Origin of the sequence: Paenibacillus sp. N3/727, from assembly GCF_022637315.1 — a bacterium.
Lineage (GTDB): Bacteria > Bacillota > Bacilli > Paenibacillales > Paenibacillaceae > Paenibacillus_AQ > Paenibacillus_AQ uliginis.
Genome location: NZ_CP093336.1, coordinates 4763691 through 4778284, shown reverse-complemented (window position 1 = coordinate 4778284; position 14594 = coordinate 4763691). Strand labels below are relative to the sequence as shown.

Annotated in this window: 14 protein-coding genes; 11 read left to right on the top strand and 3 right to left on the bottom strand. The window is 42.6% G+C overall.

The genetic code is table 11. From position 1 onward, the window contains the following. Positions 1-41: 41 nt before the first annotated feature. From MNQ98_RS22275 to MNQ98_RS22265, 3 genes are all read right to left on the bottom strand, one after another. Positions 42-1073, bottom strand: coding sequence for a YdcF family protein (locus tag MNQ98_RS22275; protein ID WP_241934007.1), 1032 nt, complete (start codon positions 1071-1073; stop codon positions 42-44). A gap of 226 nt (positions 1074-1299) precedes the next feature. After that, a complete protein-coding gene (locus MNQ98_RS22270; RefSeq protein ID WP_241930201.1) occupies positions 1300-1980 on the bottom strand; it encodes a G1 family glutamic endopeptidase in 681 nt (226 codons plus the stop codon). Between the two features lie 112 nt (positions 1981-2092). Further along, on the bottom strand, positions 2093-2425 hold the full coding sequence (locus MNQ98_RS22265; RefSeq protein WP_241930200.1) for a ribosomal protein L7/L12: 333 nt from the start codon (positions 2423-2425) through the stop codon (positions 2093-2095). Positions 2426-2661: 236 nt separating this feature from the next. Between MNQ98_RS22265 and MNQ98_RS22260 the strand changes: the two genes are divergently transcribed. The 11 genes from MNQ98_RS22260 to MNQ98_RS22210 all read left to right on the top strand — a co-directional run bounded on the left by MNQ98_RS22260 (position 2662) and on the right by MNQ98_RS22210 (position 14523). Continuing rightward, positions 2662-4062, top strand: a complete 1401-nt coding sequence (locus MNQ98_RS22260) for an ABC transporter substrate-binding protein (protein WP_241930199.1) — start codon at positions 2662-2664, stop codon at positions 4060-4062. Between the two features lie 92 nt (positions 4063-4154). Then, positions 4155-5045 (top strand): carbohydrate ABC transporter permease, encoded by an 891-nt coding sequence (locus tag MNQ98_RS22255; RefSeq protein WP_241930198.1) that lies wholly within the window; start codon positions 4155-4157, stop codon positions 5043-5045. Positions 5046-5081: 36 nt separating this feature from the next. Beyond that, positions 5082-5915, top strand: a complete 834-nt coding sequence (locus tag MNQ98_RS22250) for a carbohydrate ABC transporter permease (protein ID WP_241930197.1) — start codon at positions 5082-5084, stop codon at positions 5913-5915. Between the two features lie 149 nt (positions 5916-6064). Beyond that, entirely contained in the window at positions 6065-6979 is a 915-nt protein-coding gene (locus MNQ98_RS22245) for an aminoglycoside phosphotransferase family protein (protein WP_241930196.1), read from the top strand. Positions 6980-7158: 179 nt separating this feature from the next. Further along, the gene (locus tag MNQ98_RS22240) at positions 7159-8172 is read left to right on the top strand and encodes an AI-2E family transporter (RefSeq protein ID WP_241930195.1); all 1014 of its coding nucleotides are present in this window, start codon (positions 7159-7161) and stop codon (positions 8170-8172) included. Positions 8173-8395: 223 nt separating this feature from the next. Beyond that, a complete protein-coding gene (locus MNQ98_RS22235) occupies positions 8396-8980 on the top strand; it encodes a nitroreductase family protein (protein WP_241930194.1) in 585 nt (194 codons plus the stop codon). A gap of 265 nt (positions 8981-9245) precedes the next feature. Beyond that, positions 9246-10178: a carbohydrate ABC transporter permease gene (locus tag MNQ98_RS22230; protein WP_481856661.1), complete on the top strand. Its 933-nt coding sequence runs from the start codon at positions 9246-9248 to the stop codon at positions 10176-10178. Then, on the top strand, positions 10175-10999 hold the full coding sequence (locus MNQ98_RS22225) for a carbohydrate ABC transporter permease (RefSeq protein ID WP_241930193.1): 825 nt from the start codon (positions 10175-10177) through the stop codon (positions 10997-10999). Before MNQ98_RS22230 ends, MNQ98_RS22225 begins: the two co-directional genes overlap by 4 nt. Positions 11000-11080: 81 nt before the next feature. After that, positions 11081-12454: an ABC transporter substrate-binding protein gene (locus MNQ98_RS22220; RefSeq protein WP_241930192.1), complete on the top strand. Its 1374-nt coding sequence runs from the start codon at positions 11081-11083 to the stop codon at positions 12452-12454. 181 nt (positions 12455-12635) lie between these two features. Beyond that, positions 12636-13943, top strand: coding sequence for a DUF1963 domain-containing protein (locus MNQ98_RS22215; RefSeq protein WP_241930191.1), 1308 nt, complete (start codon positions 12636-12638; stop codon positions 13941-13943). A gap of 64 nt (positions 13944-14007) precedes the next feature. Then, positions 14008-14523 carry a hypothetical protein gene (locus MNQ98_RS22210; protein WP_241930190.1) on the top strand — a complete coding sequence of 172 codons (516 nt, stop codon included), beginning with the start codon at positions 14008-14010 and terminating at the stop codon, positions 14521-14523. Positions 14524-14594 lie beyond the last annotated feature (71 nt).

Below are 14594 nucleotides of genomic sequence, written 5' to 3'. Positions count from 1 at the left end.
AAGGGAATCCAAGGTTGTTCATTTGGATTCCCTTTTCTTGTTTATTTAAACAAAAAATTAATAGTTGTCAGGAGTATAGAAAATCCCAAAATCGTCCCTCCCACAATGCTATGCCGTTTACGATTCATCACAATAATAGCAATATATTCACGAATCATTGCATTTGGCCAGTAATAGAAAGCGGTTTTTGAACCGATTCCTTGGCTCCTTAACCCAGCTTGTTTTGCATATAAGCTAGCACGGAATAGATGGAAATTGTTTGTTGTGAAGATGCTGTTGTATTCGCTACCCTTTAGTGAATCCATAATTTGTTTTGAGAAAAGCATATTCTGATATGTATTTACAGAGCGATCTTCTTTCAGCGTGTGCTCAGGAGGAATCCCTTTTTCTATAGCGTATATTTGCATAGCTTGGGCTTCGGGAAGGTTTTCATCAGGTCCTTGTCCACCAGAGAAAATAATTGTAGGCGGGGAAGCCACAGTCGCTTGTTTCCTATAAAAATCGATAGCTTTATTAATTCTGCTCGCTAAAAGTGGCGGTACTTTATCGTTAATTAAACCACTCCCAAGAACGATGATGAAATCCTGATTGTTTTTTGGTCTGTTAAATTGATACAGAAAATAAGCAGTTAAGAAATTTGTTGAATGAAAAAAGAAATAAATCACAATTAAAGTTGCCCCTGAAAACATATATTGGAAATTGGGGGATAAAAAACGAGCGGGATCAATAATTAAGAATAGGATCAATAATAAAAGGCATGTCCCCAAAATAAAAGTTAAACAGTTAGAAAATCGTCGTCCTTCTTTTTTCATAAGAATTTTCGCATTAAGAAATAATCCAACGGTTAAAGCAAATAGACCAAACGTTGATATAAAGAGAAAAATGAAGAATGGTGCAATGGCGATTAGCCTGAGAATTGCAATGTCGGAGCTAAATGCCAAATAACAGAAAAAAATAAGAAATGAACAAAAAAACATGTTGAATAAAAAACCGTTTATTATTCTTCTAGGATCTGTTAAATAAAAGCATAGAAAAGTAATTAGTGAAATAAGAGTAATAATTCCAAGAAACATCACGTTTGCAGACACCTCAATTTTTTATATAAATCTGTCTTGTTATTATATAATGAAAGTGTTGTAAAACCATCGAAATAATTGATATAGATGACTGTTAGCATTTCATTTAATATTGCCAAACCATAAAAAATCATTCAAAACTCAGAACCAGATAAATTACATAATCGATAAGAAACAAAAGGAATCCAAAATGGTTTATTTGGATTCCTTTTTCTGCTTTTTTTCAAGAACCTCTGATGACAAAAGTGTTGCCTGTCTGGTCGGAACGGGTGGGAATGGAGATTATTTTGTTACCCTGAATCATAATAATTCTATCGGCTTGGGTTAGCCTTGGGATTTTGCCATTAACACGGTAGTTGGTAAATGCCACGGGAGTTAAGCGGGCTAATCGGGTATTGACTCCTCCAACCTGGGGAGCTTCCACGATCCACTCTGCTGAGGTTTGCGGACCTGTGTAGCGTTGAATCGTGCGGAAAGTCCAGTTTCGGGTCAAATTTTGGAGGGAAATCAACCATTTATTGAAGGTACGCTTGACGATGATGGCCTTCATACGATCTCCGGGATGAACAGGCTTAGCTATAATGGTTGCTGTAGCGGGGAGTATTTCCCACCAGGCATAATATTGGGATTTTCCATTTACAAAATCATGACCGGTTCCGGTCTGAATCAGGTTGCTATTCTGAAAGCCGTCGATCCCGATCCAGGCGGAGGAAAAAGAAGTGTAGCGAGTAGGCCGAACGAAGGGGACATTCCACTCTGCTGATATCCGATGATATGCTCCTTTTTTTCCGGAGAGAGCGAATCCGCTCCAGTTGCTGGAGGACCAGCTTAGGCTGCGTCGAGTCTTGTCGGATTGTTCTATCACACAAGGTCGTTGTTGTTTTAAAAGACTATAGATTCTCATTAGATCACCGCCTCTCAAGATGCATAGTATAAATTATGCTGCTCTGAGAGACGGTGAATGGGTATTCTGTTAAGAATATATCAATGTTAACAAATGTAGTGAAAGATTGAGGTTAATGGTCACGCTCCATATTATCTACGTAGTTCTTAGCTTCTAAAAGCGATATCCCTCTCGCTTCCCTCAGCATCTTGATAGCCTTAATCTTCTGATCCGATGCAAGTAATACATGGAGCCGTTCTTCCAGATCTGCGTCTATGCCGTGGGTATTCGGCTTGGAGACTACAGGCGTTCCTGATTTGTATGTTCGTGGGTTTTCCGGACGATTTTTCATCCACTCGAGGTCTGATTGTATGTCATTTAGTTTGCTCTGAAGGCTAAAAACTTTAATCAATAGAAGGAGGGAGAGGATGAGTGCGGCAATCGCGATAATTTCGGTAGTTTCCATTTGATAGTCACCTTTCTTATCCATTAGTAGAAATGATAGTAAGTGTTTATTATAGCATTTTAGCATACATAGCTATAGTAATATTTAAAGTTGAAGTATGCATGGCCTTATGAGAAACTCCCATTTTTTGTATGAGAAAAGTTCGTAATATCCATATCGATTATCAAATATGCTTTAGTAATGTGTTGTGTAAACGCATACAAATTAGAATGTTGCAACCAAAAGGAGGGTGAAGAATGAAGAAAGGTAAGCGGTTAATATTTCTTATCGCAATGACGGTCTTATGTGCTTCTGTGTTGTTTGGTTGTACTAGCAAAACGGATAAACCAGCGGATTCCAGTAAACCAGGGACAGGGGAGGGAACACAGACTCCGAAGACAACCATCACCATTACCTTTAGAGATGACGGAATTGGAGAGAATGGAACGTTATATAAATGGATAAAAGAAGTAGCTGCAAGTTACCCAGATAAAAATGTGGAGATCAAACCGGCACCCATTCAAGCGTCTGAAGGAGATTATTTTGCTAAGGTCGCATTAGCATTGAAATCCAAAGATACAGCACCAGATATTGTAACAGAGGACACATTCATTCTGAACTCGGATGCAAGCGCAGGATTTCTGGAACCGCTGGATGAGCAATTAAAGGGTTGGGAAGATTGGACCAACGGTTCCTTTATTGAAGCTATGAAAAAAGGCGTAACCGCAAGTGATGGCAAGGTATACGGGGTGCCATATAATACGGATTCCAGAGGACTATGGTACAACAAGGAGATTTTTAAACAAGCAGGGCTTCCTGAAGATTGGCAGCCGAAATCATGGGATGATGTCTTGAATACAGCCAGAACGATTAAAGAAAAAGCACCTGATGTTGTTCCGATCTGGATGAATATGGGCAGAGCAACAGGAGAGGCTACATCCATGCAGACCTATGAAATGCTTCTGTATGGCACCGGAGAGAGACTTTATGACGATGCCAGCGGGAAATGGATCATTAAAAGCAAAGGGATCATGGATGCGTTGACCTTTATTGAGGCGATAAATAAAGAAAAGCTGGGTCCTCCGCTGTCTAAAGTGTTGAATGGGCAAGCAGGAAATACATCGACACGAGAATATTTACCGAAAGGCAAGCTGGCGATATCGCTGGACGGTTCATGGATTACAGGCAATTATTTCGCAGAGGGCGCTTCTCCGTGGCCGGAATATAAAGATGTGCTCGGTTTCGCTCCGATGCCGACAAGTCAGGGTCAAGCGCCGGGATCGATTACACTCGCTGGAGGCTGGGCGTTATCGATTCCAAGCAATTCGAAGAACAAAGAAGCGGCATGGAATTTTATCAAATATGCACTTAATAAAGAGAACACTCAAAAGCTTGTTATCGCTTCAGGCAATATTACGGTCCGTGCAGACGTGGCTAAAGATCCGGAATATACCAAAATGCCGTTTAATGAAATTGCGACGGAATATTTGCAAAATGCTGAATTTAGACCTGCCCAGGAGAAATATCCTGAAGTTTCCACTCAAATACAAACCATGGTTGAATCTGTAGCAACAGGAACCTCTCCGTCGGATGCGATGAATAAATATGCCCAGGATGTGACGAGAATTGCGGGCGGCGATCATGTAATGGAAAAATAATGATGAGAAGCTTGCTCAAGCGAATTCTCATGAACGGAGGCGCTTGGGCAAGCGGTTTTTTTCAGATCTAGCGGGTGGGAGGAGAACGGAACATGAGCAGTTTGGTAGTGAATGATTTTAATAAGAAGAGACAGACCTATACGTGGCTCTATTTCTTGCTTCCTTCGATTGCGATTATGTTGGTGTTTTTTATATATCCGATCTTGTTAACTTTTTTCTATTCCTTTACGAATCTTGCTTTAACAGGTGAAGCAGCCAAAGAGCTGAAATTCATCGGGTTTGATAACTATGTTCGTATGTTTGAAGATCCGACAGTCCGTGTGAGCATTTGGAACACGATCATATTCTTGATTGGTTCTGCTGTCATTGGACAACAAGTGTTAGGTTTCCTCATTGCTCTATTGATGAAGCAAAGAAACAGGACGTTTAGGCGTGTGATTGGAACGATTGTATTAGCCGGCTGGGTAACTCCGGAGATCGTATGTGCTTTAAGTTTATACAGCTTTTTCGCGGATGAAGGCACACTCAATGCCATTATTACCTTCTTCGGATTTTCAGAGGTTACCTGGTTGTTTACCGTTCCAATGCTTACTATCATCCTGGCGAATATTTGGCATGGCACAGCGTTCTCCATGCTTGTATTTCAGGCAGCGCTAGACGACGTTCCGACTGAGATCGAAGAAGCGGCCGTTGTGGACGGCGCGTCAAAGTGGAAGATTTTCACGAGAATTATTGTACCGTATATCAAAGGCACGATTACAACAAATATGATGCTGGTTACGTTACAGACGCTCGGTGTATTCGGACTGATCTATGCGATGACCGGAGGCGGACCAGGTACTTCGACGAACACATTGCCTATTTTTATGTACAATCAGGCGTTTGTTAATTATCAGCTTGGTTATGGAACCGCGATATCCTTATTGCTGCTGCTTATTGGCATTATTCTCAGCCTACTCTATATTCGATCGATGAAAGAGTAAAGGTGAAATGTTCACAAAACTTTGAGGAGAATTCATATGAATGCCAAACAACGTAAAGTGATTTATCGAATGATGCCGTATACGATTCTTACCCTGATAGGAATCTGTTTCGTATTGCCACTTCTGTGGGTTCTTGTTGCATCCATTGATTCTAATGCGATGCAATCCCTAAAGATGCCGACTCGGGTAACCGGAGATAACTATGTGGATGTAATCACCAGCAGTGAAAATCAGCGTGCCTTTCTGATTGGTCTGATCATGTCCATTGGCCAAGCTGTACTCGTGGTATTGTTGGCACTGCTTGCGGCTTATCCATTATCACGCTATCAAATGAAGTATAAGAAGCCGTTCATGTTGACTATATTATTTATGACTTCCCTGCCGATCACTGCCGTAATGGTTCCTGTATATCAATTGTTCCTCGGTTTGAAGCTGTATGATAACATTTTTGGCGTTATATTGTTTTATGTCGCCTCGTCTATGCCTTATGGAATATGGATGATGAAAAACTTTATGGATTCGGTGCCGAATGATTTAGAAGAAGCTGCCTGGGTGGATGGGGCTTCTATCTTCACCGGGATACGAAAAGTAGTCGCTCCACTAATGGTTCCGGGTATTTGCACGGTCGCGATCTTTACGTTCTCCGGAAGCTGGGGTAATTTCTTTGTGCCGTACATCTTGCTGCAGTCACCCGAGAAATTTCCCGCCTCATTAAAGCTGTACCAGTTCTTCGGACAATACGGTATGGTGGATTACGGCAGTTTGGCGGCGTTTTCGGTCTTGTATGCCATTCCAGCTATCATTATGTACATTCTGTCACAGCAGTTTATGTCCAAAGGCTTCGGGCTGCAGGGTGGGACGAAAGGATAGGGGGGGATCATCCGGAATGAAATGGAACCACGTCGATTATGACGTGGTTTTTGTACTGATGATTGTGGACAAATTTATATTTATAATGATTATGTTGCATATTCTCAGCTTTTAGATAATTATAACGAGTAGGAGCGGAGGTGCACAACATGAATCACATTTTCAATGGAATACCGGATTCTCATACATGGATCAAAGCGGAAGCCATTAATAAAGGTTGGTCTAATGACAAGAAATATTATATCCAAGAAGCAGACGGCGGGGAAAGGCTGCTTCGAATGTCTGACATTTCTCAATATGATAAGAAGAAATGGGAACTTGAATCGTTGAAGCAGCTTCGACATATTGATGTTCTCATGTCCCATCCCATTGATTTTGGGGTATGTAATGACGGTCAGTCCGTGTATTCCTTGCTCACTTGGATCGAAGGAGAAGATGCTATTGCCACTCTTCCTTTATTAAGCGCTAAAGATCAATATATGCTCGGTGTAAGGTCAGGAGAGTTTTTAAGAAAAATGCATCAAATTCCTGCCGAGAACAATCACACACCATGGGTAGAGTATTACAATCAAAAGATCGATAAATATATAGCCAACTATAGAGCTTGCGGCATTCATCTAGAGGGAGATGATATCATCATCAACTATGTTGAGCAAAATCGATATTTGTTGGATGACCGCCCCTCAACTTTTCAACACGGAGATTATCATGTTGGGAATATGGTTATTACACCGACTGGTGAGCTGGGAATTATTGATTTTAACAGACTTGATTATGGAGATCCATGGGAGGAATTCAATCGTATTACGTTCGATGCAAGCTTGAGTGGATACTTCGCATCAGGACGTGTTAACGGATATTTTAACGATGATGTACCAGAGGCATTTTTTAGATTAATGGCATTATACATAGCAAGCAACCAGCTTTCATCGATTCACTGGGCGATTCCGTTCGGGGAAGAAGAAGTTGAATTTATGCTGAAAAGAGCCGAAGAGGTTATGGATTGGTATGATGGATTCCAGCAACATGTACCAAACTGGTATATTTCGAATTACGCTGAGTGAGAACCTCGACGGAGAAGGCGGAAATATTCTGGAATCTGGGGGGCAACAGCGATCGGAAGAATAATCCGCATTTGTAGTGATGCGGGCTAAGAAATTTTTAGTTCACCTTATATAGCTTACGAATAAGGAATAAACTATAATCATAGAATAGACACATAAATAGAGAACGAGGGAAGCCCATGGAATTTTTGCGAACTTTTTTTGCTCAAACTATTGTAAAAAGAATACTGTTTCTTATGCTGGTCTTTATTTTGCTGTACAGCCTTCGGCATATGCTTAATCTGCTACTTCTCTTGTTCCTGGTTACTTTCGTAATGGGGCGTCTTGAGGGGTTCGTAACGAGAAAGCTCAACCGCCTGTTCCCAGTTTCACCACTAGTGGTAAACATCGTCTTATACCTGCTTTTGGTATCCTCTTTGGTGTTTGGCCTTTTGAACTTTGTACCTAAGATCGTGGTTCAAGTTGTGGATATGTTTAATAATATAACCCGGTTCATTAACTCTTCCCAGCAGGATGAAATTGCACAGATGACAGCTGCTGCACTTGAAAAGCTGGATTTCCAAAAATATTTGGGTAACGTAGTGAATTACATTATGATGCTTGGGAAATGGCTGGAGATTATTTTGTTCGTCCTGTTGTTAAGCTTTTTCTATCTGGTACAAAAAAAGAAAGTTGTACAATTTACAGAGAAATTCCGCAACAGCAAAATTAGCTGGGTTTATAAAGAGTTCTACTATTATGGTAGGAAGTTCACTTCTTCCTTCGGCAAAGTAATTGAAGTTCAACTGCTCATTGCTGTATTTAACACGATTCTAACGATCGTCGGTCTCTGGATATTAGGTTTTCCGTATTTGTTCGCGCTCACGATTATGGTGTTCCTGTTAAGTCTCATTCCCGTGGCAGGAGTGATCATCTCATTTATTCCCATCGGTATCATTGGATACCAGATTGGCGGTTTGAGCTTGGTGGTATGGACAATCCTTATGATTTTGGCTGTTCATGCCATGGAGACGTATTTCCTTAATCCAAAATTGTATGCGTCCAAAACGAAACTTCCGATGTTCTATACGTTTATTATTCTTATTTTTTCACAGCATTACTTAGGGATATGGGGGCTTATTATTGGTATTCCCATCTTCATGTTTCTGTTGGATGTACTGGGTGTCGAGCAGTCGGAAGAAGCGACTGAATAAAATAGACCACACAAATATCACGTCATTTATGGCGTGTTTTTTTGTTGTCACAATAATGTCAGAGTTAAGCTCATATTTACACAGTTATAAGCAATAAACAACTTACTTTTTCACAGTAACTGTGATAACATAGAATAAAAATAACAGATTACATAAGGAGAGTTTATATATGAACGGAATAGCGAACTCATTCACCGAACTTTTAAAATCCAGGAGATCTGCAATGAAATTCATTCCGGATGTGAAGATCAGCCGGCAGGAGCTTGAGGAGATGTTCAATCTAGTCAAGTACGCGCCTTCCGCATTTAATCTGCAGCATGCCCATTATGCGGTCGTGACAGATCCGGTATTAAAAGAGCAGGTATATGAGGCGACATACCGGCAGTATAAAGTTCTGACCAGTTCAGCAGCTATTGTGGTTCTGGGAGATCTGGAAGCTTATCATGACATCGGACCGATGAATGAAGGTATGCTGAATCTCGGCATTATAGATAAATTTGAATTTGATAAAAACGTTCGAGAAGTACATGAGTTGTATGAATCCAGAGGAGAAAACTTCAAGCGGGATGAAGCGATCCGTAACGCAAGTCTGTCTGCTATGCAGTTTATGCTGATTGCCAAGGAGCGGGGATGGGATACTTGTCCGATGATCGGTTTTGACCCTGAAGCGATCTGGCAAACGCTTCAAATTCCTGAAAGATACGTACCGGTCATGCTTATTACACTCGGGAAAGAAGACACGAGCAAGCAACGGCCTCGAGGCTATCGCAAACCGAACGGAGAATTTGTAACATATTACGGCGAATAAGTTTGTGATCTATCGCTCAATCCGACACCGATAATATTTCTAACTTGTCAAGTATTGTCGGATTATAAATATGAATATTTGTTGACAATATTCGGATGGCGATAGTAAGATAGGATCAAGATGAACATGTGATGGAGAACAGGAGAATCACATAAATTGCGTGTCTTTTGACATGTGGCTTATGTGTTCTTTTGTTCTCTTTTTTTATGGTTCTTATACCGCGGGTAGATACAGACAGAGATTTTAAAGAAAGGGGCAAATCGATTTGACTAATAATGAAAGCGTTTTATCTGGTAAAAATACTAAAAGTAGGATTGTTAAAAAAAGAGAACGGGGGGAGCAAGCGTTAGCCTATGCGTTTTTAGCCCCTTCAGTCATTCTGTTTATTATGTTTTTGTTCTACCCGATGCTGAAATCGGTGTATCTCAGTATGACAATAACTGATCCGCGGGGGCAGGTCGCCGAATTTGTATGGTTTGAAAATTTTGCGAAGCTGTTTGGGTCCGAAGCGTTTTATTCGGGATTGGGTGTTACTTTACTGTTTATTTTGTACACCGTGCCTACTTCACTCGTGTGGTCGCTGTTTCTGGCTGCAATTACACACAATAAGCTCCGCGGTATGAAGGTGTTCCAGTTTGTATTTTCTCTGCCGATCGTCATATCCGTCGGTACAGGATCTATCATCTGGTTTCTCCTGTTTCATCCGACAGCAGGCATGCTGAATTACTTCTTGAGTCTGGTGAACATCAGTCCGATTCCTTGGCTGACCGATCCATCATGGGCGCTCATTTCGATCTCGCTGATGACGATATGGATGAACATGGGCTTTCTATACATCGTTCTCTCCAGTGGGCTTCAGGGGGTACCTGAGGAAATTTACGAAAGTGCCAAAATGGACGGTTCCGGCCCGATTCGTACGTTCATTCAAATCGTCCTTCCGCTGCTGTCGCCAACGATCTTTTTTGCGCTCATCGTATCGGTCATCGGCGCTTTTCAGGCATTTGGCCAAATCCATATTCTCACCAAGGGGGGGCCGATCAATTCGACCAACGTGATCGTGTACTCCATTTACCAGGATGCCTTCGTCAATTTCCGTTTCGGCATTGGCAGCGCGCAGGCATTGATTCTGTTTGTCATCATTCTGGCGCTTACATTGCTGCAGTTTAAAGTTCTTGAAAAGAAGGTGCACTATCAATGATAGCAAAAAGAACAACGTCCCTTTTCACATATTTGCTGCTGATCGTTTTAGCGCTTGTAGTGTTATATCCTCTCATATTCGCCGTGTTTTCTTCGTTTATGACCGAGCAGGAAGTTTCAAACTTTCCACCGCCGCTTTTTCCATCAAGCTTATACCTGGGGAACTTTGCGGAGGCTGTATCCGGATTTCCGATCGTGCGCTTCATACTGAACAGCTTTATTGTATCCACAGCGATTATGATTTGTCAGGTTATCACGTCAAGTCTTGCGGCTTATGCTTTTTCGTTCTTGAAGTTTAAAGGAAAAACCCTGCTGTTCGCACTTTTTCTCTCCACAATGATGATTCCTTGGGAAGTGACCATCATTCCGAACTACTTGACGATCAAGGATTGGGGCTGGATGGACAGCTACCAAGGCCTCATTGTGCCGTTTATGGCAGGCGCATTCGGGGTGTTTCTGTTGCGGCAGTTTTTCCTTCAGCTTCCTGGGGAGCTGTTTGATGCAGCGAAGATTGATGGCTGTGGTCACCTGCGAAGTTATTTTTCCATGGTGCTTCCGCTGTCGCGTTCCGCCATTGCCACTTTGGCGGTATATGTGTTCTTGACCCACTGGAATCATTACTTGTGGCCACTTCTGATTACGAACAAGGCATCCATGCGGACAGTCCAGATCGGGGTGGCGATGCTGCAGCATGCCGAGGTCATGTCGTGGAACCTGATATTGGCTGGGGTCACGCTGGTGCTGCTGCCATCCTTTATACTGCTGGCTTTCGGGGTCAAACAACTGGTGCGCGGCATTACGGCTGGCGCGGTCAAAGGATAACTTTTGGTGATTCGCCTGTGTCTACCAGTCAGGCTTGTCATATAGGTGTCGACGATTTAAAAAGGGGAGGAAAATGAAGAGATGGGAAAAATGAGATGGGTCAGTATGCTTCTCGCCACTGTGATGCTGCTCATAACGGCTTGCAATGTAAATATGGGCGAGGAAGAAAAACCGCAGCCAACCGATACTAAACCCGGGACTAAAACGGAAGCCAAAGCCGGGATTCAGAAGGTCGTGTTCTGGCATGCGATGGGCGGGGCTAATACGAAGGTTGTTGACCAGCTCGTAGCTAACTTTAATGAATCCCAGGATAAGGTACAGGTTGAAGCCGTGTACCAAGGCAACTATGACGATTTGTTAAGCAAGCTGAAGGCGTCCATGGGTACCAATGATGGACCATCCGTTGTGCAGATGTATGAGATTGGTAGCCGGTTTATGATCGATTCCAAGATGATCAAGCCGATGCAGGATTTTATCGATGCGGACAAATGGGATGTCAGTCAACTGGAGCCAAATATCAGCGGATACTATACATTTGATAACAAGCTGTACTCCATGCCGTTCAACACGTCGAATCCGATTTTGTACTATAACAAAGACCTGTTCAAGGATGCGGGACTTGACCCTGAAAATCCGCCAAAGACATTTGAAGAACTGAAAGCAGCTGCTGACACGATATCGAAAAAAGGAAAGGCGGTTGGCGCGAACTTTGCGATCTACGGCTGGTTTATGGAGCAGTTGTTTGCGAACCAGGGTGCGGAATATGTGAACAATGGTAACGGCCGGGACGGCCTTGCTACTGAATCGCTTGTGAACACCGAGGCTGGTGTGAAAGTGCTGACCTGGTGGAAGGACCTGATTGATACGAAAGCGGCCAACAACCTAGGACGTAAAACGGACGATTCCAAGAAGGCGTTCTCTGCAGGTCAAGTGGCCATGATTCTCGATTCTACTGCAGTTTTGAAAGGTTTGGTTGACAGCAGTACAGGCAAATTTGAAGTAGGTACGGCAGTTCTTCCTAAACCGGCGGATGCGAAGGATGGCGGAGTTATCGTTGGCGGCGCAAGCCTGTGGATGATGAACAACCGTCCGGACGAGGAGCAAAAAGCGGCGTGGGAGTTTATCAAGTTCCTGACTTCTCCTTCAGAGCAAGCGTACTGGCATATCAATACCGGCTACTTCCCGATTACAACCAAAGCGTATGAGGAAGAAAGCGTGAAGGAAAACCTGAAGAAGTTCCCGCAGTTCCAAACAGCGATTGATCAGCTGCACCAAACGAAATTGAACAAAGCGACGCAGGGGGCAGTGATGGGGGTATTCCCGGAAGCGAGACAGATTGTCGAAGGTGCGATTGAAGAGGTGCTCAACAACAAAAAATCACCGCAGCAGGCTCTGGATGATGCAGCAAAAGAAATTACGTCCAAAATCCAGGATTACAACCGTACAGTGAAATAAGATGTTTGTGAGAAGCTCTTCCCGATTTCGATTCGGGAAGGGCTTTTTTGTTGGAAAGAAATCATTTAAATCGTTGATGTACAAATTTGATTAAAAGATCGCTTTGTTCACAATTTTCCAATTTAGAAGTAATATCATTTTAACGGCGGAATATGAATGATAGTTTTTAGGAGGGCACACTATGACAGAACGAATTCCATGCACAAACCAAGGCTGTTCAGCAACGATATTGCCGAACACAGCTGCAAGAACGGGCGGTTATTGCATGCCGTGCAAGCAGGAGATGGAACGGAAAGAAAGGCAACGTTATATCGAACAAAATCGCAGAGACGTGGACTTGTATGCGGGAATAACGGATCCGGTGGAAATCCTCAAGATTATATATCATCACCCCCCGTATGATCCCTTGATTCATTACGTCCCTTACAAATGGAACAAGCAACAAATTTATCTGTCCTTGACATCGGAGGATGTCAGCAGGATGCGGGATTATGCGATGGATCTGTTGGATTCAGGAGAAAAGGACACGCTGCAGGACATCTTGTTGTCGCTAGTTTGTTATAAGAATATGTCGATTGCTGATTATATCCCTAAGCTGATGGAACATGAAATATATTACCCAGGGATATTGTTTAAGGATGCGTCCATGAAAGTTCGGGATCAATTGCTGGATCAGATATATCATGATCAGGAACACCGTAACCATCTGCTACTGGCTTTAGCCTGGATTGGCGATGAAAAGGTCGTGGAATATTTTCATCAATGGCGGCAGTCGCCACCGAAGTGGGCTGAGGAACTCTATATATCTCCTGAGTGTTATTCACAAGAGGCAGGATGGGAGCTTACCAAGAGTGGGGAGCGCCGGAATTTATTTCACTCCTGCAGCTACGCTGTAGAGAAGGTAGAAGCTGAGGATCATTCCGTTAGGACAATCAATGAACCTGCAATCTTTATGGAGCCTGACTCATCGACCTGTCCGTGGTGCGGTAGCAGATTAACGACACTTGTCGATCTGGACGTTAACCATTCTTCACTTCTTTTTTTAGGTATGGGTGGAGATGGAGAGGGTGAGCGGCTTAAGGTAAACACCTGTGTCCATTGTAGTTGTTACCATACGATATATATGGACATTGATAGGAACGGAGAGAGCAGATGGAGCACAGCAAATCAAAGGCCCGAATATTTGCCGGACATGGATCTGGATGATTATGATGATCAAAATATCCATGCGGGCTTGAGATTAGCCAGCAAGACTCGCAATAGGTATCATGCCGCAGACTGGACGCTTGAGCCCATCATTTCACAAATAGGCGGTCATCCCTCCTGGATTCAGGACGCTGTATATCCGGCTTGTTCCTGCTGCTCTGAGAGCATGACTTTTATCGGACAGTTGGATTGGGGAGAGGTTGAAGAATACGGTGAGGGAATCTATTATATGTTCCTGTGTTCAGATTGCAGGGTTACGGCGACATTGTTCCAGCAAACTTAATTTGAATGGAAACGCCATGAATGACGATTTTTACATATAACCTTGTTGAAGGAGGTAGTTACACATGAATTATGTAATTGACGGTGATACCAATTTTATGGGGATCGTAAATGCCGATCGTTATACATCCTTTGTAGATTCAGATTGGGATTTGGATATGCTGCGGCAACATGTTGCAGAGGAAATGAAGAAAGGCAATGTCATCGTCTGGCAGCTCACCTCGGAAGGTGTTGAGGTGGATTGGCGAGTAAACGTAGGGATTGGTCAAGATCCTGAGACGGATGGAGGCTATAGGGAGTCTGAAAGCTATATTTGCGTTACAAATAATGAGCTCCATATTGTGAATTACGACTGTTTGACGATGAGTGCACAATTTCAGGACCATCTCTTGCCTGACGAGGACTGTAAAATTTGGAGAATACAATTAGACAACGGGATTTATAAAGTAAGAATCATTCAATTTTATAATGTTGATCAAAATGAGCATTTGGGTAAAACAGATGTCGACTTACGTATCGAATTTCAAACGGCTGCTGAATTCAAAAGTTTACATAACGATTTCATTTGGGCTGATTTGTAATTACTATTAATTATTAGAAGATCAGAAAGTCGATTAGGGGCAAGAGTGATTGTAGGAGAACGATTGTATAT

Coding starts and splice junctions, on each gene's coding strand:
- MNQ98_RS22275 (WP_241934007.1), bottom strand. CDS start 1,073: ATGTTTCTTGGAATTATTACTCTTATTTCACTAATTACTTTTCTATGC.
- MNQ98_RS22270 (WP_241930201.1), bottom strand. CDS start 1,980: ATGAGAATCTATAGTCTTTTAAAACAACAACGACCTTGTGTGATAGAA.
- MNQ98_RS22265 (WP_241930200.1), bottom strand. CDS start 2,425: ATGGAAACTACCGAAATTATCGCGATTGCCGCACTCATCCTCTCCCTC.
- MNQ98_RS22260 (WP_241930199.1), top strand. CDS start 2,662: ATGAAGAAAGGTAAGCGGTTAATATTTCTTATCGCAATGACGGTCTTA.
- MNQ98_RS22255 (WP_241930198.1), top strand. CDS start 4,155: ATGAGCAGTTTGGTAGTGAATGATTTTAATAAGAAGAGACAGACCTAT.
- MNQ98_RS22250 (WP_241930197.1), top strand. CDS start 5,082: ATGAATGCCAAACAACGTAAAGTGATTTATCGAATGATGCCGTATACG.
- MNQ98_RS22245 (WP_241930196.1), top strand. CDS start 6,065: ATGAATCACATTTTCAATGGAATACCGGATTCTCATACATGGATCAAA.
- MNQ98_RS22240 (WP_241930195.1), top strand. CDS start 7,159: ATGGAATTTTTGCGAACTTTTTTTGCTCAAACTATTGTAAAAAGAATA.
- MNQ98_RS22235 (WP_241930194.1), top strand. CDS start 8,396: ATGAAATTCATTCCGGATGTGAAGATCAGCCGGCAGGAGCTTGAGGAG.
- MNQ98_RS22225 (WP_241930193.1), top strand. CDS start 10,175: ATGATAGCAAAAAGAACAACGTCCCTTTTCACATATTTGCTGCTGATC.
- MNQ98_RS22220 (WP_241930192.1), top strand. CDS start 11,081: ATGGGAAAAATGAGATGGGTCAGTATGCTTCTCGCCACTGTGATGCTG.
- MNQ98_RS22215 (WP_241930191.1), top strand. CDS start 12,636: ATGACAGAACGAATTCCATGCACAAACCAAGGCTGTTCAGCAACGATA.
- MNQ98_RS22210 (WP_241930190.1), top strand. CDS start 14,008: ATGAATTATGTAATTGACGGTGATACCAATTTTATGGGGATCGTAAAT.